We start from the raw sequence: 22,437 nt of genomic DNA, 5'->3' as shown, positions 1-22,437 counted from the left end.
CGCGATCATCGACGGATGCGAACCACCCCCCAAGCGGACGAGGCGCCGGTGACCGTCGGGACCGGCATCCCCTCGATGCTCCAGTACGACGACGCGGACACCCCCTGCGACGTCATCGACGCGCTGGTCCTGGCGGACTTCGTCACCGGCCGGCACCCGTGGTCGCACACGGTCCGGCTCTCTCGGGTGCGCCCCGACGCGCCCCTGACCGCCCCCGACGGGCGGCTGCTGCGTACGGCGGTGGAGAACCGGCAGCGGTCCCGCCTGCTGGCCGGCGACGGCTGGACGGCCCGGGTGGTCACCTGGAAGGGGCGGGGTGCCGAGGTGACCGTCACGGCGGTGACCGAGGAGGTCGGCCGGGCGGCCCTCGACCGGATCGTCGACGGCGCCGCCGAACCGGAGGACCCGGGTGCCGGCCGGATCGGCTTCTGGCACCAGAACCCCCGCCGCGGCAGCCAGCGGGACGTGCGGTCGATCGCCGCGCCGGAGTGGGCGCAGATCCGGCCGAACTACGCCGCCGGGGCGCGCACCGCGCTCGACGCGCTGATGGCGACCACCCCGGAGCAACTCGCCGGCCGGCTGGTGCTCCTGCACGGAGCGCCCGGGACGGGGAAGACCACCGCGCTGCGCGCCCTCGCCCGGGCGTGGCGCGAGTGGTGCCAGGTCGACGCCGTGCTGGACCCGGACGTGCTCTTCGCGGACCCGGCGTACCTGTCGGAGGTGGCGGTCGGGGACGAGGACGGCGAGCCGGGCACGGGTCGCCGGTGGCGGCTGCTCATCCTGGAGGACTGCGACGAGCTGATCCGGGGCGAGGCGAAGCAGGCCGCCGGCCAGGCGCTGTCCCGGCTGCTCAACCTGACCGACGGGCTGCTCGGGCAGGGGCGCGACGTGCTCGTCGCCATCACCACGAACGAGGACCTGTCCCGGCTGCACCCGGCCGTGGTCCGCCCGGGGCGCTGCCTGGCCCGGATCGAGGTGGGCCCGCTGTCGTACGAGGAGGCGACGGGTTGGCTGGGCACGTCGGCGGGGGTGCCGCCCCAGGGGGCCACCCTCGCCGAGCTGTACGCGCTGCGCGCGGGCACGCCGGCCACGCCCGCGGCCCCGCCCGCGATCGGCGGCTACCTCTGAGCCGCCCGACCCGCCCGCGCGCCGTCACCCGCTCGTGACCTGACCCTGGTTGGCTGCCGCTCATGACCTTGATGAGGGGCGGGGCGGCGCGGGTCTGGGGCGGCTCGACCGCGCACCGGTTCTACAGCGTCGTGGTCTTCGTGCTGCTCGCCTCGCTGGACAACGTGGCGATCGGCCTGGTGCCCCCGCTGTACGGGCCGATCGCCGACGCCTTCGACGTGCCGCGGCGGCTGCTCGGCCTGGTCACCGCCGTGAGCTTCCTGGCCAGCGCGGTGGCGGCGGTGGGCTGGGCGTACGTCGGCGACCGCGCGAACCGCAAGCCGCTGCTGATGGTCGGCACCCTGATCTGGGCGCTGGGCACCGGCGGCAGCGCGGTCGCGGCGAACTACCCCGCGTTCCTGGCCGCGCAACTGCTGGCGGCGATCGGGCTGGGCGCCGTCGGGTCGGTCGGGTTCTCGGTCGTCACCGACCTGATCTCACCCCGCCGGCGGGGGCTGGTGATGAGTTTCTGGGGGCTGTCCCAGGGGGTCGGCACGCTGGCCGGCACGCTGGTCGGCGGGCTGCTCGGGGCGGCCGACTGGCGGCGGCCGTTCCTGGCGCTGACCGTGGTCGGCCTGCTGGCGACCGCCGCCTACCTGTTCACCTACGACATCCGCCGCGGCCAGAGCGAACCGGAGCTGGCCGACGCGCTCGCCACCGGCGCCGAGTACGACTACCGGATCAGCCGGGCGGACCTGCCGAGGATCCTCGGCCGGCGGACGAACCGGTGGCTGATCCTGCAGGGTCTCACCGCCCAGGCGGCCTTCGGGTCGCTGGTCTGGCTGCCCGTGCTCTTCGCCGAGCGGGCCGAGGACCAGGGCTACTCCGCCGCCACCGCCGTGGTGGTGGGCAGCGTCTTCGCCACCCTGTTCCAGCTCGGCGGCGTGCTCTCCATCGTCGGCGGGCTGGTCGGCGACGCCCTGCAACGCCGTACGCCGAGGGGGCGCGCGCTGGTCGCGGCGGTCGGCATCCTCGCGGCGCTGCCGTTCTACCTGGTGCTCTTCTTCGTGCCGATCCGCATCGACGTGCCCGACGGCGCCGGCGCGGGGACGGTGGTCCGGGCGGTGCTGGCCAGCGTGGTCACCGAGCCGACGGTCGGGCTGAGCCTGCTCACCGCCGTGGTGGCGTTGGCGCTGACCTCCGCGAACTCGCCGAACTGGTTCGCCCTGATCGCCGACGTCAACCCGCCCGAGCACCGGGGCACCGTCTACAGCCTCGGCAACCTGGTGAACGGCGTCGGTCGGGCGGCCGGCAACGGGCTGGTCGGGGTCGCCTTCCACGGGCTGCGGGCGGCCTTCCCGCCGCCGCTGAACTACGCCGTCGGGCTGGCCGCGTTCCAGCTCTTCTTCATCCCGACCGGGATCATGTACTGGCTGGCGTCGCGGACCTCGCCGACGGACATCGCCGACGTCCACGACCTCCTGCACACCCGCGCCGAGCGGTTGTAAGGAAGGGCCCCTGGCAGGGGCCCTTCCTTACACGTCAGGCCGGGCGGACCCAGACCGTCACGTCGGTGGGCACGGCGCCGTCGGTGTCGAGCGGGGCGCTGGCGTGCACCAGTTCGGTGCCGGCCGGCAGCGGCACGGCGGCGTCGCCGAAGTTGGTCAGCACGGTCAGCCCGCCGTTGCGGAAGGAGAGCACCTCGTCGCCGCTGGCGAGCCACTCCAGCGGGCCCGCGCCGAGGTCGTGCTCGCGGCGCAGCCGCAGCGCCGTCCGGTACAGCTCGTACGTCGAGCCGGGCACGCCCCGCTGCCGGTCCAGCGCGTGCTCCGCCCAGACCGGCGGCTGCGGCAGCCAGCTCGCGTCGGTCGGGCCGAAGCCGTACGACGGGGCGTCGGCCTCCCACGGGATCGGCACCCGGCAGCCGTCCCGGCCCCGCTCGGTGTACGCGCTGCGTACCCAGGTCGGGTCCTGTCGCGCCTCGTCGGGCATCGTGGTGTGCTCCGGCAGGCCCAGCTCCTCGCCCTGGTAGAGGTAGGCCGAGCCGGGCAGGGCGAGCATCAGTAGGGTGGCCGCCCGGGCCCGGCGCAGGCCGAGCGCGGCGTCCGGCTGCGGGTCGCCGATGCCGATGCCGTTGGGCCGCTTGCCGCCGACGGGCAACCCGAGCCGGGAGGCGTGCCGGACCACGTCGTGGTTGGACAGCACCCAGGTGGTGGGGGCGCCGACCGCGTCGGTGGCCTCCAGCGAGCGGGTGATCACCGCGTACTGGGCGGGCGCGGTCCACGAGGCGAACAGGTACTCGAAGTTGAACGCCTGGTGCATCTCGTCGGGGCGCACGTACCGGGCCAGCCGCTCGGCCGGCTCGACCCACGCCTCGGCGACCAGGATCCGCTCGCCCGGGTAGCCGTCCAGCAGCCGGCGCCACTCCCGGTAGATGTCGTGCACGCCGTCCTGGTCCCACATCGGCGGGCGCGGCTTGTCGACCTCCCGCCCGGAGAGGATCTCCTGTGGTTCCTGCCAGTCGGCCAGGTCGGCCTGCTTGATCAGGCCGTGCGCCACGTCGACCCGGAAGCCGTCCACGCCCCGGTCCAGCCAGAACCGCAGCACGTCCAGGAACTCCGCCCGCACCTCGGGGTTTTCCCAGTTGAGGTCGGGCTGCCCGGTGTCGAACAGGTGCAGGTACCACTGGCCGGGTCGGCCGTCGGGGTCGGTGACCCGGGTCCAGGCCGGCCCGCCGAAGACGCTCTGCCAGTCGTTCGGCGGCCGGTCGCCGTCCGGTCCCAGGCCGTCCCGGAACACGTACCGGTCGCGCTCGGGGCTGCCCGGGGCGGCGGCGAGCGCCGCGGTGAACCAGCGGTGCGCCGACGACGTGTGGTTGGGCACCAGGTCGACGATCACCCGCAGCCCGCGCGAGTGCGCCTCGGCGATCAGCCGGTCCGCGTCGGCGAGGCCGCCGAAGAGCGGGTCGACGTCGCGGTAGTCGGCCACGTCGTAGCCGGCGTCGGCCTGCGGCGACGGATAGAACGGCGACAGCCAGACCGCGTCGACGCCCAGCTCGACGAGGTGGTCGAGGCGGGCGGTGATGCCGGGCAGGTCACCGATCCCGTCGCCGTCGGAGTCGGCGAAGGAGCGCGGATAGACCTGGTAGATGACGGCCCGCGTCCACCAACCGGTGGCGGCGTCGGCAGGCGTGTCCTGGTGTGTCGGGTTGCTGTTCAGGGCCTTCTCCCGTGTGTCGAGCCGTACGGTCGGGTGCGTGGTGCCGGGGGATCGGCGGTCCCCGTCAGTGTGCCCGGGGCGGCGCGGTCGATTCCCGCACGATAAGTCGAGTGGGCAGGATCACGGGCCGCTCCGGCGGGTCGCCGGCTGCCCGGCGGCCCGGGGCGAGGTCCGCGCCCGCGTCGGGGCCGGGCGGCTCCGGCCGCCGGCCGACGAGCGGGTCGAGCAACATCCGGGCGGCCAGCCGGCCCTGCTCCGCCGCGGGCTGGGCGATCGTGCTCAGCCCGACGACGCGGGCCAGGTCGTGGTCGTCGACGCCGATGACGCTGACGTCCTGCGGCACCCGCAGCCCGGCGTCCCGCAGCGCGGTCATCGCCCCCATCGCCATCTCGTCGCAGGCCGCGAAGATCGCCGTCGGCGGGTCGCCGCGGCGGAGCAGCTCCTCGGTGGCGCGCGTGCCGCCGTCGATGGTGAACTGCGACTCCACGTCCAGGCCCGGGTCCGGGGCGAGGCCGGCGTCGCGCAGCGCCTCCCGGTAGCCCCGCCGCCGGTCGAGGTGGGTGGTGAAGGCCAGCTCGTCCTTCGGGTCGCCGGAGATGTGCGCGATCCGGCGGTGGCCCAGGTCGAGCAGGTACCGGGTGGCGGTCCGCGCGGCGTCCACGTCGTCGATGCGTACGCAGGGCCAGCCCGGCACGACCGAGCCGGAGCTGACGGTCACCCCGGGCAGTGCCAGCTTCGTCAGGGCGGTCAGGTCGGCGGGTCGCAGCGGCGTGGCGACCAGCATGATCGCGTCCACCCGCTTGTGCAGGTTGGCCGCGCTCAGCACCCGCTGGCGGGTCTGCTCCCGCCCGCCGAGGTTGTGCAGCAGCAGGTCGTAGCCCGACTGGTGGAGGAACTCCTCGACGGACTCCACGACGGTGGCGAAGAACCACCGGGTGATCCGCGGGACCACGACCGCGATCGTGCCGGTGCGCCCGCCGGCCAGCCGCGAGGCGCTCGGCGAGACGGCGTACTCCAGCTGCTCCGCGGCCGCGAGCACGCGCCGCCGGGTCGCGGCCGAGACCGCCGGGAGCCCGCGCAGCGCCCTGGAGACGGTGGCCGTGGAGACCCCGGCCAGACGTGCGACATCATCGATCTTCGTCACGGTACCCCCGCTTCGCGCCGGCTCCGCCGCCGCCGGTGTCCCGGCGGCGGCGGAGAGGCGTCAGCCCTTGACGCTGCCGGCCAGCAGGCCCCGCACGAAGTAGCGCTGAAGGGACAGGAAGACGATCAGCGGTACGACGATCGAGACGAACGCGCCGGCGGTGAGCCGCTGCCACTCGTTGCCCCGGGTGCCGGCCATCTCGGCCAGCCGGACGGTGAGCGGAGCGGTCTCGTCGCCGCCACCGGCGAAGATCAGCGCCACCAGCAGGTCGTTCCAGACCCAGAGGAACTGGAAGATGCCGAACGCGGCCAGCGCCGGGGTGATCAGCGGCAGGACGATGGTGCGGAAGATCTTCGGGTGGGTGGCCCCGTCGACCCGGGCGGCCTCCATCAGGTCTCCCGGGAGCTGCGAGATGAAGTTGTGCAGCAGGAAGACCGCGAACGGCAGCGCGAAGCAGGTGTGCGCGAACCACACCTGCGCGAACTTCTGTTCGTCGACCAGGTCCCAGGCGGGCAGCACGGTGACCCCGGCGACGGTGACCCCGGTGGAGAAGAACTTCAGCAGCGGCACCAGCGCCATCTGCAGCGGCACGATCTGCAGCGCGAAGATCGCGATGTACACCCAGTCCCGCCCCCGGAAGTTGATCCAGGCCAGCGCGTACGCGGCCAGGGCCGCGAAGGCGAGCGGGAAGAGCACCGACGGGATGGTGATCGCCAGCGAGTTGATGAAGTAGCTGGCGAGCTGCCCGGACGACGAGGAGCGCCCGAACAGCACCTCCTGGTAGTTCTCGAAGGTGAACTGCGGGTCGGTGAAGAAGGTCCACCACCCGCTGCTCTTGATCTGGTCCTCCGGCCGGAACGACGAGATGAACAGGCCGAAGGTCGGGACGGTCCAGAGCACCGCGATGACGATCGACACGAGGGTGGCGGTGCGGCTGTTCAGCCGCTTGCGCACCCGCGCGGCGGCGGTGGACGTGCGGCCGTCGGTCTTCTGGGTGCCGGCGGCGACGGTGGGCGTTGCGGTGGTCATCTCAGCCCTTCCGCTGCTGTCGGAGGTTGCGGATCTGGTAGATCACGATCGGCACCACCAGGATGAACAGGAAGACCGCCAGCGCCGAGCCCTGCCCGTTCTGGCCGTACCGGAACGCCTGGTTGTACATCTCGTTGGCGATGACGCTGGTGTCGTAGTTGCCGTTGGTGGCCGTCCGGACGATGTCGAAGACCTTGAGGGTGGCGATCGACAGCGTCACCACGACCACGATCAGTGCCGGCCGGATGCTCGGCATGGTGATCTGCCAGAACATCTGCCACGGGGTGACCCCGTCGAGGCGGGCCGCCTCCACGATGTCGGCGGGGATGGCCTTGATGGCGGCGGAGAGCACCACCATGGCGAACCCGGCCTGGATCCACACCATGATCACGATCAGCAGCAGCGTGTTCAGCGGTGACTCCAGCAGCCACTGCTTCGGTTCGCCGCCGAGGCTCACCACGATCTGGTTGAGCAGACCGATCTGCTCCTGCCCGTCGCCGCGGTAGGCGTACACGAACTTCCAGATGATGCTGGCGCCGACGAAGGAGATCGCCATCGGCAGGAAGATCAGTGACTTGGCGACCGCCTCGAACCGGGCCTTGTCCACCATGACCGCGTAGATCAGGCCGAACGCGGTGGCCACCAGCGGGACCAGGAGCACCCAGACCAGGGTGTTCAGCAGCACCCGGACGATCGAGTCCTCCGAGAACATCCAGCCGTAGTTGCGCAGCCCCACCCAGTCGTTGCTGCCCGCGTCCATGAAGGAGAGCATCGTGGTGCGGATGGCCGGGACCACCAGCCCGACGGTCAGCAGCAGCAGCGTCGGCAGCAGGAAGAAGAGCGCGAACACGCCCTCCCGCGGCTTGCGGCGGCGGGGGAGCGGGGCGCCGCTCGCGGAGACGGCGACGAGCTGCGCCTCCCGGCGGCGGGCGAACCAGGCCGGCACCACGTCGAGGAGCAGGAGCAGACCGCCCACCACCGCGACGAAGGCGAGCAGCCCGTACCCCAGCATGAGGAATTTGTCCTTCTCCTCGATGAAGTCGAACTCCATCGACCCTCCTTCATGGGTTCGGTCGTGGACCGGTGGCCCGACCTCCGCAGGGGTCGGGCCACCGGCTCAGATCACTTCCAGCTGCTCTCGATGCCGTTCAGCACCGTCGCGGTGTCCTTGCCGTTGATCCAGTCGACCATGCCCTTCCAGAACGTCCCCGCGCCGACGGTGGCCGGCATCAGGTCGGAGCCGTCGAAGCGGAAGACCGAGCTCTTGTCCTGGAGGATCTGGACGGAGAGCTTGTCGATCGGGTTGGCGACGTTGGCCAGGTCGAGCTTGTTGTTCGCCGACACCCAGTCGCCGATCTTGGCGCGGCTGTTGGCGTACTCGCCGGAGGCGAGGTAGGTCTGCACCGCCTGGACCTCGGGGCGGTCGGTGAAGGCCGAGACGAACTCGCCGCCGCCGAGCACCGGCTTGCCCTTGGCGGGGTCGATCGCCGGGAAGTAGAAGGCGAAGACGTCGCCGTCCTCGGCCACCTTGGTGCCCTTCGGCCACTGATTCGCGTAGAAGGACGCCTGCCGGTGCAGCGCGCACTTGCCGGTGGTGATCGGGAGGCCGGCCTCGCCGAAGGCGGTGGTGGCGATGCTCTTCACGCCGCCGTACCCGCCGTTCATGTACTTCTCGTTCTTGAGGATGGTGCCGGCCTTGTCGACGGCCTCGGCGACCTTCGGGTCGTTGAACGGGATGCCGTGGGTGGTCCACTGGTCGTAGACCTCGGGGGTCTGCGTCCGCAGCATCACGTCCTCGATCCAGTCCGTGGCCGGCCAGCCGGTGGCGTCACCGGACTCGATGCCGGCGCACCACGGCTTGGTGCCGGTCGCCGCGATCTTGTCGCTCAGGGCGATCAGCTCGTCCCAGGTGCTCGGGACGGTCCAGCCCTTCTCCTTGAAGGTCTTCGGCGAGTACCACACGAACGACTTCACGTTCGAGCCGAGCGGGGCGCCGTAGAACTGGCCGTTGACGGTGCTGTACTTCAGCCAGTCGGCCGGGTAGTTCTCCTCCGCCATCTTCTTGGTGTCGGCGCCGACCGGCTTGAGCTTGCCGGAGTCGACGAAGCGCTTGAGCAGACCCGGCTGCGGGATGAACGCGAGGTCGGGCGCGTTGCCGCCGTCGACCCGGACGCCGAGCTGCGCCTCGAACTCGGCGCTGCCCTCGTGGTCGATCTCGATGCCGGTGCAGTCCTCGAACTGCTTCCAGGACTCCGCCAGGCGGTCGGCCTCGATGTCCCGGATCGACGAGTAGATCGTGACCTTCTTGCCCTTGTTGTCGCCGTACTTCTCGTATGCGGCGCACTCCGCGGAACCCGCGGTGTCACTCTTCTTGTCGCTGCCGGTGCCGCAGGCGGTGACGCTCAGCGCCAGCCCCAGTACGCCGGCGATCGCGAGAGCCGGGCGTGATCTGGCAAACGCCATGCCGTTCTCCTTCCTTGCCGGCGCGTGGGGGATCGAACGCGCGCCGGTCCGATTGGGCATCAACACATGTAAGCGCTTGCATCCGACCCGGTCCACCCCAGACCGGACACGACCGAGTAACAATCCGGAAACCCTGTCGTTGCCGTGTGGGCGCGCTCCCATGACACGCGTCGGCATCTTTTCAGGAGTGGCGATTTCTGTCACGCTGGAGGTAGGTATAGAAGAATTTCAACATTGGAGGTTCTGGATGCGTAAGCGATGGCTCAGCCTGCTCGCGACCGGTCTGCTGGCCGTGGGCGCGCTGCTCCCGGCGGCCCCGGCGATGGCCGCGCCGACGTTCAAGGTGCCGTTCCCCTGCGGACAGTCCTGGTCCGGCCAGACGCGGACCGGCCACAGCCCGGCGTACGCGATCGACTTCAACCGCACCGACGACCTCGGCGACCCGGTGGTGGCCAGCGCGCCGGGCACCGTCGACCGGGTCACGGACCTCGGCGGGACCAGCTACGGCAAGTACGTCCGGATCAACCACGGCGGCGGCTACACCACCTACTACGCCCACCTCAACGGCTTCAACGTCTCCGTCGGACAGACCGTCGGCTACGGCAAGGTGATCGGCTGGGTCGGCAGCACCGGCGGCTCCACCGGCCCGCACCTGCACTACGAGCAGCGGCTCGACGGCAACGACATCCAGGTCCGCTTCAACGGCACGCTCGCCCTCTACTGGGGGACGAAGACCTACACCAGCGACAACGGCTGCGGCAGCACCACCGGCTCCGGCACGGTCAACACCAGCGGGACCCCGCTGACCGTCCGCTCCGGCCCCGGCACCGGCTACGAGGCGGTGGGCACCGTCGCCGACGGCACCCGGGTGACCATCTACTGCCAGACCAGCGGCACCACCGTCACCGGCACCTACGGCACCAGTTCGATCTGGGACCGGATCGGCAGCGGACGCTACATCGCCGACGCGTACGTCTACACCGGCCACGACGGCTACATCCCCAACGTGCCGCGCTGCTGAGCGCGGGACGGGGCCCCGGGACCGCCCGGGGCCCCGTCATCCGGCGCGCGCCGGGAGCGGCCACCCGCGGACAACACGGCGCCGGGGTCGTCGGGTCCGGACGCTCCCGTCGGGAGGACGGAGTTCCGGTCACGACGACCCCGGCGGGTCCCGGTCGGCGGCGGACGGCCGCCACGTCAACTGAAGATGCTCACACCACCCGGCCCGACCAGCAGGCCCACCACGATGAGGACGATGCCCCACAGGATCTGCCGGCGGAACAGCGCGAGGATGCCGGCGACCACGAGTACGACTGCGAGAATCCAGAGAATCAGCTCCATTTTTGCTGGATACCCGAGCCGCCGACGCGGGAAACCTCCGGTTGATCGAGGTGGTCGCCCAGGTGGAAGACGCTGTAGGCCTGCTTGATCACGGGGTGGGCGACGTTGCGGACGCGTACCCCGCCGGGCGTGGTGCCCCGCTCGGTCCCGGCGTGCGCGTGCCCGTGCAACGCCAGCGCGGTCGGCGCCGAGTCGATCGCCTGACCGAGCTGGTACGAACCCAGGAACGGGTAGATCTCCAGCGGCTCGCCGGCCAGCGTGTCCGGCACCGGCGAGTAGTGGGTGAGCGCCACCAGCACGTCGCAGTCCAGCCCCCGCAGCGCCGCGGCCAGCGCGTCCGCGCTGTCGGTGGTGGTCCGGACGAACGCCTTCATCTCCGGCTCGCCGAAGTCGCTGGCGCAGCGCCCGGCGAACCCGCCGCCGAACCCCTTCACCCCGGCGACGCCCAGCCGGCCGCCGGCGCACTCCAGCACGATGCCGTCGCCCTCCAGGACCCTGATCCCGGCGCTCTCCAGCACCTTGACCACCTGCGGCACCTGGTCGCACTGGTGGTCGTGGTTGCCGAGCACGGTCACCACCGGCACGCCCAGCCCGCCGAACTCGGTGGCCACGCACCGGGCCTCCGACTCCGTCCCGTGCCGGGTCAGGTCACCGGCGAGCAGCAGCACGTCGGCGTGCTCGGGCAGCTCCTCCAGCGCCGGCCGGAACCGGCCGACCACGTCCTCGTCCAGATGCACGTCGCCCACGGCGGCGATCCGGATCACCATGCACCTCCCTCAGGGCAGTTGCTCGATCTCCGTGGGCGCCTGCGCGCGGATCACCCCGATGTCGCTGGTGATCGGCACGTCCGGGAAGCGCTCGGCCACCCGGCGCAGGATCTCCTCCCGCCGGTGCGGGCTCTCCACCTCGCCGTACAGCACGAGGCCGCGTTCCCGGCGGACCACGGTGATCCCCTGCTCGGCCACGTCCGGGTCCTCGGTGAGCAGCCGGTGTACCTCCGCCTCGACGTACTCGTCGGGCGGCCCGGTGGCGACGTCGCGGTGCTCGGTCACGGTGTCCCCTCTCGCTGCGGGGTGCCGGAGTACGGCACCACGTCCAGCCGGTCCAGCAGCACCAGGAACGCCTCCGCGTACGGCGAGTGCTGCGTCTCCTTCCGTACCCGTTCCCAGTCGATCTGCTCCCGCAACGAACGGGCGAGTGGCAGGCCCCGGGCGAAGTCGCAGTAGTGCTGCGAGAAGCTGAGCAGCTTGTGCACCATCAACTGGGTGGCCGAGAGCACCGGCATGTGGATCGCGTCGACCGGCCGGACCATCGTGTCGGCGAACGTCTCCTCGGTCACCGGCGTCTCGATGGGCCGGTGGATGAGGTCGACCATCCGCCCGTCGTCGAAGACCTTGACCAGCCAGTCCTCGGGCGGGCGCTCGGCCGTGAAACCCGCCGCGACCAGGGCCTCCAGGGCGCGTTCCACGTCGACCTCCCGGATGAGGAAGTCGACGTCGTGCTCGCTGGAGTGGCCGCCGTGGGCGTACACGGCGAAGCTGCCGCCGAGCGCGAAGGGAATCTCTTCCTGCTTGAGCACGGCGGCGACCTTCTTCAGCGTGTGCACCAGGCTCTCGTCCCCGCGCTCGGCCATTGGCGTCTCCCGTCGATGGTGGTAGGCGGCTCCAACTCCGGTACCCGGCATCCCGGGGGGCCACACCTGGCAGGAGGCGCGGGTGGGGTCAACCGGGAGCAGACGGTACAAATCTCCGGCAACGCGAGCGCGGGTCGGATAACCTGTGCAGGGTGTCCAGATCATCGGAGGCACGGCGCGGCAGGGCCCGATTGCGCGCCGTCGCCCTGATCGGCATCGACGGCTCGGGCAAGACCACCCAGGCGCACCGGCTCGCCGACGCGCTCACCGCGGCGGGGCACCCCGCCACCTACCACCGCAACGCGGGTGGGCGCCGCTGGCTCGGCCGCGTCGCGCACCGCCTCGGCCGGCCGGACGCCCAGCGTCTCGTCGGGCGCGGCGGCCTGCTCGCCGTGGAGTCCGTGCTGCGCTGGCTCGCCATCGCCGCCGCCCTGCTCGGCTGCCTGGCCACGGGCCGGATCGCGGTCATGGACCGGTACTCCGCCTGCCAGTACGCGAGCATCCGCGCCCACGGGGGCCAGCGCTGGGAGCGGCTCGCCCGGGTGGGCTACCGGGTCTTCCCGCGGCCGCAGGTGACCTTCCTGCTGACCGTCGACCCGGCCGAGGCGTACCGGCGGATCGAGCAGCGCGGCACCGACCACGAGAGCATGCGGTACCTGACCGCCGCGGACGCCGCGTACCGGGCGCTGCCGGAGCACCCGACCTTCGTGGTGGTCGACGCCGGGCGCCCGCCGGAGGAGGTGTCCCGGCAGATCAGGAGCCACCTCGCCGGCTGGCTCGACGCCGCCCACGGGGACGGCCCGCCCCGCGCGGTGGCCGCCCCCGCCGTCGTGGCCGCGCCGGTCGCGGCGGGCCGCCTGACCGTCTGACCCGCCGGGCGCGGCCGACTGGCCGTGGGCGACCGGGCCGGTCAGGCGCGGCCGTAGACCGGGATGCTCGCGCCGCTGGTCGGCGCCGACTCGTCGGAGGCGAGGAAGCGGACCACCGGCGCGATCTCGGCCGGCGTGACCCAGCGCGAGTGGTCGGCGGTGGGCTGGGCCGCGCGGTTCGCCGGGGTGTCGATGACGCTCGGCAGCACCGTGTTGCAGCGCACCCCGGCCGCCCGGTACTCCACGGCCACCGCGTTCGCGAAGGCGAGCACGGCCGCCTTGGCGGTCACGTAGCCGGCGGCGCCGGGGAAGGGGGCGACGGCCGCACGGGAGGAGACGCAGACCACCGCGCCACCGCCGGCCGCGACCAGGCGCGGCAGCGCCGCCCGGGTCACCAGCCAGGTCGGTCGCAGGTTCACCGTCAGCATCCGGTCGAACTCCTCGACCGGGGTCTCGTGCACCAGCCCGCCGCCGGCGTACCCGCCGACGAGGTTGACCACCGCCCGCAGCGGCGCCGCGGGATCGTCGGCGGCCGCCGCGACCGCCCGCTCCGCGCCGGCCGGGTCGGTGAGGTCCGCGACCAGTCGGACCGGTCCGCCCGCCGCCGGCTCCGTCGCCGGCGGCCGCTCCCGTCCGGGTACGACCACCCGCCACCCCGCGTCGAGGAAGGCGGCCGTGACCGCCCCGCCCAGTCCGCCCGTTCCCCCGGTGACCAGCACACTGCGATCCGCCATGCGCCACACGCTAGTGCCGGCCCGGCCCCGGCGTCGCCCGCCGGGACGTCGTCCGGGAGGAGGCGTGGGGCGGGCCGGGCCCGGGGCGTCGCCGGGGCGACGGGACGTCGCGGAAGGCGGAAAGGTGGCATGGTCTTTCCGGAGACGGCGGCCGACCGGCAGGGGCCAGATGCCCTCCCGGGGGAGGTGACGGCGTCGGGGGAGTGGCACCCTGAGCAGATCCGGCGGTCCCGGCGGGCGGTGTTTCCCCCAACACGTGGAGTCATGGTTGACGCTCACGCCTCATGAAAGTAAGTTTCATCCGTGGCGAAGAGTCCGAAGATTTCTGCGAGTCACGAGCCGGGTGGACTGATCGTCCACATCAGCGGCCTGCTCCCGTCGTTGTCGCCGGCCGAGCAGCGGGTCGCCCGGCTGGTCGTCGCCGACCCGGCCGACGCCGCGCGTCGGACCATCACCGACCTCGCCACCGCCGCCGAGACATCCGAGGCGACCGTCATCCGGTTCTGCCGGTCGGTCGGCATGGACGGCTACCCACAGCTGCGGATCCGGCTCGCCGCCGAGGCCGCCCGCCGGGTCGAGCCGCCGGACGCCCGGGTCGTCGGCGGTGACATCCCGCCCGGCGCCGACCTCGCCCAGATCATCGCCACCATCGCGTTCAACGACGCGCGCGCCGTCGAGGAGACGGCCGAGCAGCTCGACCCGGCGATCTGTGAGCAGGTCGTCGAGGCCATCGCGGGCGCGGGCCGGATCGACGTCTACGGCGCCGGCGCCAGCGGCTTCGTCGCCTCCGACTTCCAGCAGAAGCTGCACCGGATCGGCCGCACCGCCTTCTACTTCCCCGACGTGCACACCGCGCTGACGTCGGCCGCGCTGCTCGGCCGGGGCGACGTCGCGGTCGGCATCTCGCACACCGGCACCACCTCCGACGTGGTCGAGGTGCTGGAGCAGGCCCGGGCCCGGGGCGCCGCCACGGTGGCGCTGACCAACTTCCCCCGCTCGCCGATCACCGAGGTCGCCGACTTCGTGCTCACCACGGCGGCCCGCGAGACCACCTACCGCTCCGGCGCGATGGCGAGCCGGCTCGCCCAGCTCACCGTCGTCGACTGCCTCTTCGTCGGGGTGGCGGCGCGCAACCGGTCGCGGGCCCGCAAGGCCCTCGAGGCGACCGCCGAGGCGGTCCAGTCCCACCGGGTCGGCTCGGGACGGAGGCGGGCATGACGGCCGGCGCGGTGGAACCGCAGGACGTGACCACTCCGATGGCGGCCCGGCCGGTGATCCGGGTCGGCGCGCCGACGGAGCGGCGCAATCCACACAGCGCCGACCTCGACCTGATGTCGACGCGGGACGTGCTCTCGGTGATCAACGAGGCGGACCGGCGGGTGCCCGGCGCGGTCGCGGACGTCCTGGACGAGATCGCCGCGACGGTGGACCTGGCGGTGGCCGCGCTGCGCGGCGGGCACCGGGTGCACTACTTCGGCGCCGGCACCTCCGGCCGGCTCGGCGTGATCGACGCCGCCGAACTCGCCCCCACCTTCAACTCGCCCCGGCACTGGTTCTGCGCGCACATCGCGGGCGGGCCGGAGGCCATGTGGCGGGCGGTCGAGGACGCCGAGGACGACGACCGGGGCGGGGCGGCCGAGGCCGCCGACTGCGTACGCGCCGGCGACCTCGTGGTCGGACTCGCCGCGAGCGGGCGCACGCCGTACGTCCTGGGGGCGCTCGCCGCGTCCCGGGCCAAGGGCGCCTCGACCGTGCTGCTCTGTGCCAACCCGGAGGCGGAGGCCGCCCGGTCGGTGGACGTCTTCATCGGCGTGGACACCGGACCCGAGGTCGTCACCGGGTCGACCCGGATGAAGGCGGGCACCGCGCAGAAGCTGGTGCTCAACACCTTCTCCACGGCGGTCATGGTGCGGCTCGGCCGGGTCTACTCGAACCTGATGATCGACATGGTGGCCACCAACGCCAAGCTCCGCGGCCGGATGATCTCGATCCTGATGGAGGCCACCGGCTGCTCCGAGGAGATCTGCCGGCGGGCCCTCGGCGAGGCCGACGGCGACATGAAGACCGCGCTGGTCTCGCTCGTCTCCGGGGTCGAGGTGTCGGCCGCGCGGGCCGCCCTCGCCCGCTCCGCCGACCAGGTCCGCGGCGCCCTGGCCCTGCTGGCCTCCTGACCGGGGCGCCCGCCGTCACCCCCCCGGCCCACCCACGCCTCCATCCCGTCCCCGCGTCACCCCTGACCGCGCCCGCGTCACCCTGACCTCACCCGGCCGCCCGTATCAAGCCCGTTGCCCGAGTCACCCCGCACCTCGCCCGCCGCCACGTCACCGCGCGTTCGCGTCGCCGGGCCCACCCCGCCGCAGCGCCGCACCGCCTCCCGTTCGCCCCTCCCTGCGAGCTGCGTCACGTGCCGGGCATAGATCCGGGGCGCGGATTGTTCATCGGGGGGTGGGGTATTACCACGGGCGTGGATGAACCGACCGGTCCACGGGCGCGTATCTGGCAGTGACCAGGATCGCAGTGCTGCGGTGAGCCGGGTCGCTGTGTCACCGGGGTGGGCGATGTTGCCATGTACCGGGGAAACGGCGACGCGTCGACCCGCCGACCCTGCGTGGTGCCCATCGGAGCGCCGCCACACGGGGTGCTGACAGCAAACGTGGATCGTGCTCTCAGCGGATTATCAGGCATTCGTGACACTTTCGACTCACGACATGGAATCCCCGACGCGTCTCATCTGTTGTGTAGGTGTCAGCACCGGTGGGCACAGCGGAAGTTACGGGGGAGGGCTGATGGACGTGGGGATGGCAAGGAACCGGGCAACCGGCGCGAGCGAGGGGACCGTGGGCAACGTGGACAAGAACATCGGCATGCGAACCGACGAGGTTGCCGAGGAGCGCGACCTGGTCGGCGTCTACCTTCACGAGATCTCCCGGACGCCACTGCTGGACGCCGCCAAGGAGGTCGACCTCTCCAAGGCCATCGAGGCCGGCCTCTACGCCGAGCACCTGCTCGGCGAGGACCGCGTCCCCGCCGGTGTCGACCGGGAAGACCTGGAGCGGCTGGTCGCCGAGGGTGAGCGGGCCAAGGACCTGTTCATCCGGGCCAACCTGCGGCTGGTCGTGTCGATCGCCCGCCGCTACGTCCGCTCGGGCATGCCCATGCTGGACCTGATCCAGGAGGGCAACACCGGCCTGGTGCGGGCGGTCGAGAAGTTCGACTATGAGCGCGGCTACAAGTTCTCCACCTACGCGACCTGGTGGATCCGCCAGGCCATCAGCCGGGCGATCGCCCAGCAGGAGCGCACGGTGCGTCTGCCGGTGCACCTGGTCGAGGACGTCAACCGGATGCGCAACGTGGCCCGGCAGCTCACCCGCGAGCTGGGCAGCGACCCGGAGCCGGAGCAGATCGCGGCGGCCCTCGGGGTCACCGTCGAGCGGGTCAACGAGCTGGTCCGCTGGTCGCAGGACACGGTGTCGCTGGACACCCCGGTCGGCGACGACGGCGACACCAACCTCGGCGACCTGGTGGCCGACAGCGACGCCCCGTCGCCGGAGGAGATCGTCCTCACCGGCCTGGAGCGGCAGCGGATCGAGGGCCTGCTCAACCACCTCGACGACCGGTCGGCCGGCATCATGCGGGCCCGCTACGGGCTGGAGGACGGCCGTGAGCACTCCCTCACCGAGGTGGCCTCGCGGTTCTCGCTCTCCCGGGAGCGGATCCGGCAGCTGGAGATCCAGGCGCTCGGCCGGCTCCGCGAGCTGGCCCGCGCGGAGGGGCTGCAGGCAGCCTGAGCTGGTAGGAATGACGGCGAACGGCCGGCGTCCGATAGGGGGACGCCGGCCGTTCGCCGTATCCGGGTGCGGTCAGCGCACCCGGCCGTAGCCCTGGATGGGCATCAGGTTCATGCCCCGCTTGAGCACGTTGCGCCCGGCGCTCGGCGCGTCGATCACCTGGCCGCCGCCCACGTAGAGCGCGACGTGCCCGAGCCCTCGGTAGAAGACCAGGTCACCGGGGCGCAGCTCGCCCTTGCTGATGTGGGCTACCGCGCCCCACTGCATGCGGGCGTTGTGCGGCAGCGACTTGCCGGCCGCCCGCCAGGCCGCCGAGGTCAGGCCCGAGCAGTCGTAGCCGTTCGGTCCGTCGGCGCCCCAGACGTACGGCTTGCCGAGCGCGCCGTAGGCGTACCGGACGGCGACGCCGGCCCGGCCGGAGACCGCGGGAGCGTCGCCCGCGCTGTCGGGCCGGGCGGCCGGCTTCTCGGTGGCCCGGCCGTACGCCTGGCGGCGCAGCTCGTAGAGCTCGGCCAGGTCGCGCTCGATCCGCTTCTTCGCGGCGGTCAGCTCGCGGGCCTGGGCGGCCTGCCGACCGAGCGTGACGTCCAGCCGGGTCTTCTCGGCGAGCAGGCGGCGCTGGTCGTTGGTGAAGGTGGCGATGGTCTCCTGCCGCTGCTGGGTGAGCCGGTCGATCATGTGCAGCCGGTCCAGCAGGGTGTCGGAGCCCCCGGGACGCAGCAGCGCCTCGGTGGTGGACAGGTGGCTGCCGGTCTTGTACGCGGTCACCGCCAGCTCGCCGACGTCCGCCCGGCTCCGCTCGGCCTGCTGCTCCAGCGGCCCGATCCGGCCCTGCACCCGGGTCACGGCGGCCTGGTTCGCCTTCATCTCCTCGCGGAGCTTGTTGTACGCCTCGACGACGTGCTCCAGCTCGGTGGAGGACTTCTCGATCCGCCGGGTCAGTTCGGCGGGGGAGGGTTCGGCCCGGGCCGGCACCGCGGGCGCGACCAGCGTGGCCGTCACCGCGGCGACCACCAGGGCGCGCAGCGTGTTCCTGAGGGACGACAAGAGCGGAAGGCTCCTCTCCCAGCACGCCGCCGCGGGCTGCTGAGGCCCCCGGCGACACCGGGCCGGTGCAGTCCTGGTGGACGGCGGTCGACCGGCCGGCCCGGACAACGTAACCCGGGGCAGGAGTCGCCCGCAGTTGAAGCCGGGGCGAATGTTGGCAAAGTGGCGGGGTGTGTCGGTCGTGCCGGTGGGCATACGTGCCGGCGATCGTGCGCTGTCGCCGGACGATGGCGCTGATTGTTGTCGATCGGGTGATACGCGGCTTTCGTCGTTCTGGGCGTATGCCGGCGGAGCCTGGGGCGCTATGACCGACAAGACGGACATGGCGGCCGCTACCCGACGGTCTCGCCGCCGGCCGCCCGTCGCCGTGGGGCGAAAGCGCCGTATCGGCTGGCACGTGCGCCACACAATGAACCGCGGAGCCGGGAATCCCGTCGACCGGCATTGATGCGATCCGTCGGCGGGAGCCGACCCCGGCACACAGCCGCGGGAGGTAGCGCAGTGAATCCTCAAGGCGCCACGACACGACAGACGCGGTCACCGGGGGCGACCGGCGGCCGGAACACTCTGCTCTACGCCCGACCCGGGATCATCGTGACGGTCGACCGGTTCACCGTCGGACGCAACAGCTGGCGGGTGACGGAACTGACCCACCTGGAGACCAGCCGCGGGCCGCACGATCGCGTCGCCGTCCGCGCCGTGGTGGTCACGGGCGCGATGCTCGGCGGCGTCGGGCTCCTGCTCGGCTTCACCGGCGGGCTGCAACGGCTCACCGCCGGGGCGTACCTCATCCTGGGTGCCGTCTTCCTGCTGCCGGTGCTGGTCGCCGTGGTGGGGGACCGGTGGCGACCGCCGGCGTACGAGCTGTGGGGCCGGCGGCGCGGCGAGCACGTGCTGCTGTTCAGCAGCGACAACGAGCGGCAGTTCGGCCAGGTCACCCGGGCCCTGCGCCGGGCCCGGGAGATGAACCGGTACGGCGGCTGGGAGGACCCGATCGCCTCCGTGGACCCGTGGCGGCCCCGCCGGTAGCTCGGCTCAGCCGGCCACCGGCTCCGGGGTGCGCTCGGCCCGGTCGGCGGTCACCCAGTTGCTGACCCGGCGCTCGGCGTAGAACGACACGAACGGCACCGTGCCGGCCAGCATGACCAGGACCATCCGCTTCAGCGGCCAGCCGGCCCGGCGGGACAGGTCGAAGGCGGCCACCAGGTAGAGCATGTAGAGGAAGCCGTGCGCCTGGCCCACGGTCTCCACCAGGATCGGGTTGTCGAAGCCGTACTTCATCGGCATGCCGATGACGACCAGCAGGATCAGCGCCACGCCGACGATCCAGGCGATCACGCGGTACCGGGTCAGGGCTGCGCCCACCTTCGTCCGTCCTTCCGCGCCCGGCCTCAGCCGGGGTAGTCACCGGGCTTGGCGCCCGGGTTGTCGGTCAACCATTTCAGGTACTGGTTGTAGGCGGTGAGGTCCGCGTCCTCGCCGTCGACGGCCGCCGCGGGCACGCGGGCGACCCGCACGGGGCGGCGTACGACCGGACGCGCCGGGGCGTCGGCCGGCCGCGACCCGGCGGCGGCCGACGGCTCGGCGGCCGGGGCCCGCGGGCCGCGCAGCGTGTGCCGGACCTCACGCCACCACAGGAACACCACGAAGCCGGCGAAGACCGGCCACTCGATCGCGTAGCCCCAGCTGATCGCGTTGCCGGCGGCGGCCCGGCTGACCTGCCACCAGCCCAGCCCCAGGAACCCGACGACCAGCACGACCATGGCCACGTGGCGTGCGATCCACGCCGGGGTCCAGAGCCGCTTCATGGCATCGAGAGTACCGGGGCGGCCCGCGGTCTCCGACGCGGTGTCGTAGTGCCGGGAATGGTTTGGTGCCACCCGGTGTGGGCATCCGTTTAGACGCCAGCCCAAAACGACCAGGGGGGCGATGATGACCGGATCGATACGGCAGGACGAGTTCGGGAGCCCGGAGCAGCGGATGCCCGCGTGGGACGGCGACCACGTCCACGACACGGCCTCCGGCGAGGCGGACGTCGACGGCGAGCTGCTCGGCGTCGACCCGGCCGAGCTGGGGGACGAGGACCTGATCCGCGAGATGCACAGCCTGCACCGCACCCGGCTGGACACCTTGCGGCACGCGGCCGACTCCGCGCTCGCCCACCACCTGCGGCGCACGGCCGAACTGGAGACCGAGTACCTCGCCCGGCACCCCGGGCGGGAGGTCGACCCCAGCCGCCTGCGGGACGCGTGATGGCGCACGCCGAGCGCGGGATGTCCGCGCCCCCGGAGGTGGTCTTCAACACCGCTACCGACCCCGACCGGGCGTCGGCCTGGCTGCCCGACGCGCTGCGCGGCGACGGCAGCCCGGCGGAGGAGATCAGCGTGGAGGAGCTGCGGGCCCGGTGGAGCGCCGCCGGGGACTGGCGCGCCGAGATCCGGGTGGACCCGGCCCAGGCGGGCGGCGCCCGGACGCGGCTCGACCTGACCGGCGGGCCGGACGCCGACCGGATGGCCGAGGAGGCGCTGGACAGCCTCGCCCGCGAGGTGGCCGACAACCTGCAGGCCGGCTGAGCCGGGCCGGCCGACCTGCGGAACAGAGGGAGACCGGGGTGACCGACGTGAAGGAGAAGGTGGCGCGGTTACGCCGGGCGTACGCGCCGCACGAGCACCGGCCGCTCGGCGGCTATCTGGTGTCGATGGGTGCCTACGCCGCGGTGACCGGGGCGCTCGCGGGGCTGGTCAAGGCGACCGGCCAGCACGTGCCCGACCGTCCCGCCACGGCCGACGTGGTGCTGCTCGGCATCGCGACGCACAAGCTCAGCCGGCTGCTGGCCAAGGACGCGGTCACCAGCCCCCTGCGGGCGCCGTTCACCCGCTATGACCGGCCGATCGGCAGCGGCGAGGTGATGGAGCAGGTCCGAGACCAGGGCAGCGGCACCCGTCACGCGATCGGGGAGCTGCTGAGCTGCCCGTTCTGTCTCGCCGTCTGGGTCGCCACCGGGCTCACCGGCGGGCTCGTGCTCTCGCCCCGGCTGACCCGGCTGGTCGCGACCGCGCTGACCGCCGTGGCCGCCTCGGACTTCCTCCAGATGGCGTACGCGATGGCGCAGCGGGCCGCCGAGGGCCCCGGGCCCGACGACGGCTGAGCACGCGGGAGGGCGGAGACGCCCCGAAGGGGGCCGGCGGTGTGCCGGCCCCCTTCGCGATGTCCCGCCCAGCGGTCGGGTCTGCTGGTGCCCCGGTCACGTCGGGGTCGTGCCGTGGTCCTCGCCGGCCCAGCCCCGGGACGCCTCCGGCTCCCGCTCGTCCTCGTCCGCGCCGGTGATGACCTCCCGGTCCACGGCGGTCCTGTCGTGCTCGCTGGCGAAGTCGGGTTCCGGCAGGGTGTCCGTGCCCTCGGGGGGCTGACCGAGCGCCGGCAGCTTCTCGTGTTGCTCCTCGTGGTGGGACATCTCGCTCTCCTCACTCCTCGTCGGCCGCCCGTGCCGGGAGGCTGCCGGCCCGCCGGTGACGCCACGAGCCGGCCGTACGGGCTGCCGGGGTCGTCAGGTGACCGATCCGCCGAGCAGGTCGGCCGCCTCGTCGACCGCGTACTCGCCCTCGGGCAGCGCGGCGATCCGGGTGAGGAGCTGCGCGGGAAGCTCCGCGGAGACGGCGCGGCGGTAGATGTCCGCCTGGCTGATCCGTTCCTGGCCGCGGTAGAGGTCCTCGAGCAGGTCGTCGAGGCGCCGGATGTCCGGCTCCTCCGCCGCCTCGGTCACGGGCGCTTCGGTCACGGGTGCGTCGTCGGTCACGTCGGCTCAGCTACCCGCGACCGAATCGGTCAAACGTCACCACGCGGGCCGGCCCCCGCGTGGCGGACCTGCCGAGCGCGGCCCGTCGGGGCAACCGGTGGCCGCCTCGGCCCCGAACGGGTCCCCGGTGCGGGACGCGGAGGTGTGACGGTGGTCATGGTCGGGGCCGGAACACCGGCGGCGGGGGGCCGGTTGAGTGAGGTGTCGGTGTGTCCAGTGTCCCCGGGCCTCACCCATATTGCCCTCGCGGAATTCCGTCCGGCTGGA

26 protein-coding genes are annotated in these 22,437 nt (G+C 72.7%); 11 read left to right on the top strand and 15 right to left on the bottom strand.

Annotation, left to right across the window (positions count from 1 at the left end; all coding sequences use genetic code 11):
* Positions 1-15: 15 nt before the first annotated feature.
* Both ABZ793_RS12615 and ABZ793_RS12610 read left to right on the top strand, forming a co-directional pair.
* Positions 16-1,128 (top strand): DUF5925 domain-containing protein, encoded by a 1,113-nt coding sequence (locus ABZ793_RS12615; RefSeq protein WP_357456106.1) that lies wholly within the window; start codon positions 16-18, stop codon positions 1,126-1,128.
* A gap of 62 nt (positions 1,129-1,190) precedes the next feature.
* Positions 1,191-2,615 carry an MFS transporter gene (locus ABZ793_RS12610; RefSeq protein ID WP_357456103.1) on the top strand — a complete coding sequence of 475 codons (1,425 nt, stop codon included), beginning with the start codon at positions 1,191-1,193 and terminating at the stop codon, positions 2,613-2,615.
* Between the two features lie 34 nt (positions 2,616-2,649).
* Here the strand turns inward: ABZ793_RS12610 and ABZ793_RS12605 are convergent, their stop codons facing one another.
* The 5 genes from ABZ793_RS12605 to ABZ793_RS12585 all read right to left on the bottom strand — a co-directional run bounded on the left by ABZ793_RS12605 (position 2,650) and on the right by ABZ793_RS12585 (position 8,962).
* Positions 2,650-4,326 carry an alpha-amylase family glycosyl hydrolase gene (locus tag ABZ793_RS12605; protein ID WP_357456233.1) on the bottom strand — a complete coding sequence of 559 codons (1,677 nt, stop codon included), beginning with the start codon at positions 4,324-4,326 and terminating at the stop codon, positions 2,650-2,652.
* Between the two features lie 64 nt (positions 4,327-4,390).
* Positions 4,391-5,470, bottom strand: a complete 1,080-nt coding sequence (locus tag ABZ793_RS12600; protein WP_357456100.1) for a LacI family DNA-binding transcriptional regulator — start codon at positions 5,468-5,470, stop codon at positions 4,391-4,393.
* 60 nt (positions 5,471-5,530) lie between these two features.
* Positions 5,531-6,499, bottom strand: coding sequence for a carbohydrate ABC transporter permease (locus ABZ793_RS12595; protein WP_357456097.1), 969 nt, complete (start codon positions 6,497-6,499; stop codon positions 5,531-5,533).
* Between the two features lies 1 nt (position 6,500).
* Positions 6,501-7,550: a sugar ABC transporter permease gene (locus ABZ793_RS12590; protein WP_357456094.1), complete on the bottom strand. Its 1,050-nt coding sequence runs from the start codon at positions 7,548-7,550 to the stop codon at positions 6,501-6,503.
* A gap of 71 nt (positions 7,551-7,621) precedes the next feature.
* Positions 7,622-8,962 carry an ABC transporter substrate-binding protein gene (locus ABZ793_RS12585; protein WP_357456091.1) on the bottom strand — a complete coding sequence of 447 codons (1,341 nt, stop codon included), beginning with the start codon at positions 8,960-8,962 and terminating at the stop codon, positions 7,622-7,624.
* Positions 8,963-9,209: 247 nt separating this feature from the next.
* Between ABZ793_RS12585 and ABZ793_RS12580 the strand changes: the two genes are divergently transcribed.
* Positions 9,210-9,983, top strand: coding sequence for a peptidoglycan DD-metalloendopeptidase family protein (locus ABZ793_RS12580; protein WP_357456088.1), 774 nt, complete (start codon positions 9,210-9,212; stop codon positions 9,981-9,983).
* A 176-nt stretch (positions 9,984-10,159) separates the two neighbouring features.
* Here the strand turns inward: ABZ793_RS12580 and ABZ793_RS12575 are convergent, their stop codons facing one another.
* The 4 genes from ABZ793_RS12575 to ABZ793_RS12560 are packed head-to-tail and all read right to left on the bottom strand — an operon-like array spanning position 10,160 to position 11,987.
* Positions 10,160-10,303, bottom strand: a complete 144-nt coding sequence (locus ABZ793_RS12575) for a GPGG-motif small membrane protein (protein WP_018786997.1) — start codon at positions 10,301-10,303, stop codon at positions 10,160-10,162.
* Positions 10,294-11,070 carry a metallophosphoesterase gene (locus ABZ793_RS12570; protein WP_357456084.1) on the bottom strand — a complete coding sequence of 259 codons (777 nt, stop codon included), beginning with the start codon at positions 11,068-11,070 and terminating at the stop codon, positions 10,294-10,296. The genes ABZ793_RS12575 and ABZ793_RS12570 overlap by 10 nt, the downstream gene beginning before the upstream one ends.
* A gap of 9 nt (positions 11,071-11,079) precedes the next feature.
* Entirely contained in the window at positions 11,080-11,355 is a 276-nt protein-coding gene (locus ABZ793_RS12565) for a hypothetical protein (protein ID WP_350678265.1), read from the bottom strand.
* Positions 11,352-11,987: a nucleotidyltransferase gene (locus ABZ793_RS12560; protein WP_357456080.1), complete on the bottom strand. Its 636-nt coding sequence runs from the start codon at positions 11,985-11,987 to the stop codon at positions 11,352-11,354. Before ABZ793_RS12560 ends, ABZ793_RS12565 begins: the two co-directional genes overlap by 4 nt.
* A 101-nt stretch (positions 11,988-12,088) precedes the next feature.
* Between ABZ793_RS12560 and ABZ793_RS12555 the strand changes: the two genes are divergently transcribed.
* Complete coding sequence (locus ABZ793_RS12555; RefSeq protein ID WP_357456077.1) at positions 12,089-12,805, top strand: dTMP kinase; 717 nt, start codon at positions 12,089-12,091, stop codon at positions 12,803-12,805.
* A 41-nt stretch (positions 12,806-12,846) separates the two neighbouring features.
* Here the strand turns inward: ABZ793_RS12555 and ABZ793_RS12550 are convergent, their stop codons facing one another.
* The gene (locus ABZ793_RS12550; RefSeq protein ID WP_357456074.1) at positions 12,847-13,539 is read right to left on the bottom strand and encodes an SDR family NAD(P)-dependent oxidoreductase; all 693 of its coding nucleotides are present in this window, start codon (positions 13,537-13,539) and stop codon (positions 12,847-12,849) included.
* Positions 13,540-13,842: 303 nt separating this feature from the next.
* On the opposite strand from ABZ793_RS12550, the gene ABZ793_RS12545 reads away from it, so the two are divergent.
* The 3 genes from ABZ793_RS12545 to ABZ793_RS12535 all read left to right on the top strand — a co-directional run bounded on the left by ABZ793_RS12545 (position 13,843) and on the right by ABZ793_RS12535 (position 17,327).
* Positions 13,843-14,757 (top strand): MurR/RpiR family transcriptional regulator, encoded by a 915-nt coding sequence (locus tag ABZ793_RS12545; protein ID WP_350708619.1) that lies wholly within the window; start codon positions 13,843-13,845, stop codon positions 14,755-14,757.
* Entirely contained in the window at positions 14,754-15,710 is a 957-nt protein-coding gene (murQ, locus tag ABZ793_RS12540; RefSeq protein ID WP_357456070.1) for an N-acetylmuramic acid 6-phosphate etherase, read from the top strand. Before ABZ793_RS12545 ends, murQ begins: the two co-directional genes overlap by 4 nt.
* Positions 15,711-16,337: 627 nt before the next feature.
* Positions 16,338-17,327: a sigma-70 family RNA polymerase sigma factor gene (locus tag ABZ793_RS12535; protein WP_176737563.1), complete on the top strand. Its 990-nt coding sequence runs from the start codon at positions 16,338-16,340 to the stop codon at positions 17,325-17,327.
* A 72-nt stretch (positions 17,328-17,399) separates the two neighbouring features.
* On the opposite strand, the gene ABZ793_RS12530 is transcribed toward ABZ793_RS12535, so the two are convergent.
* The gene (locus tag ABZ793_RS12530) at positions 17,400-18,374 is read right to left on the bottom strand and encodes an NlpC/P60 family protein (RefSeq protein WP_357456065.1); all 975 of its coding nucleotides are present in this window, start codon (positions 18,372-18,374) and stop codon (positions 17,400-17,402) included.
* A 594-nt stretch (positions 18,375-18,968) separates the two neighbouring features.
* Between ABZ793_RS12530 and ABZ793_RS12525 the strand changes: the two genes are divergently transcribed.
* Positions 18,969-19,403, top strand: coding sequence for a DUF6232 family protein (locus tag ABZ793_RS12525; RefSeq protein ID WP_357456061.1), 435 nt, complete (start codon positions 18,969-18,971; stop codon positions 19,401-19,403).
* Between the two features lie 6 nt (positions 19,404-19,409).
* On the opposite strand, the gene ABZ793_RS12520 is transcribed toward ABZ793_RS12525, so the two are convergent.
* Both ABZ793_RS12520 and ABZ793_RS12515 read right to left on the bottom strand, forming a co-directional pair.
* Positions 19,410-19,739: a DUF3817 domain-containing protein gene (locus tag ABZ793_RS12520; protein ID WP_357456058.1), complete on the bottom strand. Its 330-nt coding sequence runs from the start codon at positions 19,737-19,739 to the stop codon at positions 19,410-19,412.
* A 26-nt stretch (positions 19,740-19,765) separates the two neighbouring features.
* On the bottom strand, positions 19,766-20,182 hold the full coding sequence (locus ABZ793_RS12515; RefSeq protein WP_357456055.1) for a hypothetical protein: 417 nt from the start codon (positions 20,180-20,182) through the stop codon (positions 19,766-19,768).
* A gap of 121 nt (positions 20,183-20,303) precedes the next feature.
* On the opposite strand from ABZ793_RS12515, the gene ABZ793_RS12510 reads away from it, so the two are divergent.
* From ABZ793_RS12510 to ABZ793_RS12500, 3 genes are read left to right on the top strand one after another with little or no spacing between them, the layout of a single operon-like run.
* Entirely contained in the window at positions 20,304-20,627 is a 324-nt protein-coding gene (locus tag ABZ793_RS12510; RefSeq protein ID WP_357456052.1) for a DUF6158 family protein, read from the top strand.
* On the top strand, positions 20,627-20,947 hold the full coding sequence (locus ABZ793_RS12505; RefSeq protein ID WP_357456049.1) for a hypothetical protein: 321 nt from the start codon (positions 20,627-20,629) through the stop codon (positions 20,945-20,947). The genes ABZ793_RS12510 and ABZ793_RS12505 overlap by 1 nt, the downstream gene beginning before the upstream one ends.
* Positions 20,948-20,985: 38 nt before the next feature.
* Entirely contained in the window at positions 20,986-21,522 is a 537-nt protein-coding gene (locus tag ABZ793_RS12500) for a DUF1360 domain-containing protein (protein WP_357456046.1), read from the top strand.
* Positions 21,523-21,618: 96 nt separating this feature from the next.
* Here ABZ793_RS12500 and ABZ793_RS12495 read toward each other — a convergent pair whose 3' ends face one another.
* The gene (locus ABZ793_RS12495; RefSeq protein ID WP_357456043.1) at positions 21,619-21,828 is read right to left on the bottom strand and encodes a hypothetical protein; all 210 of its coding nucleotides are present in this window, start codon (positions 21,826-21,828) and stop codon (positions 21,619-21,621) included.
* Positions 21,829-21,921: 93 nt separating this feature from the next.
* Positions 21,922-22,170: a hypothetical protein gene (locus ABZ793_RS12490; RefSeq protein WP_357456040.1), complete on the bottom strand. Its 249-nt coding sequence runs from the start codon at positions 22,168-22,170 to the stop codon at positions 21,922-21,924.
* Positions 22,171-22,437 lie beyond the last annotated feature (267 nt).

This window comes from Micromonospora sp. NPDC047465, from assembly GCF_040643125.1.
Classification (GTDB): domain Bacteria; phylum Actinomycetota; class Actinomycetes; order Mycobacteriales; family Micromonosporaceae; genus Micromonospora.
Note: the sequence above shows the minus strand (reverse complement) of the source record. Positions and strands in the feature narration are given on the sequence as shown.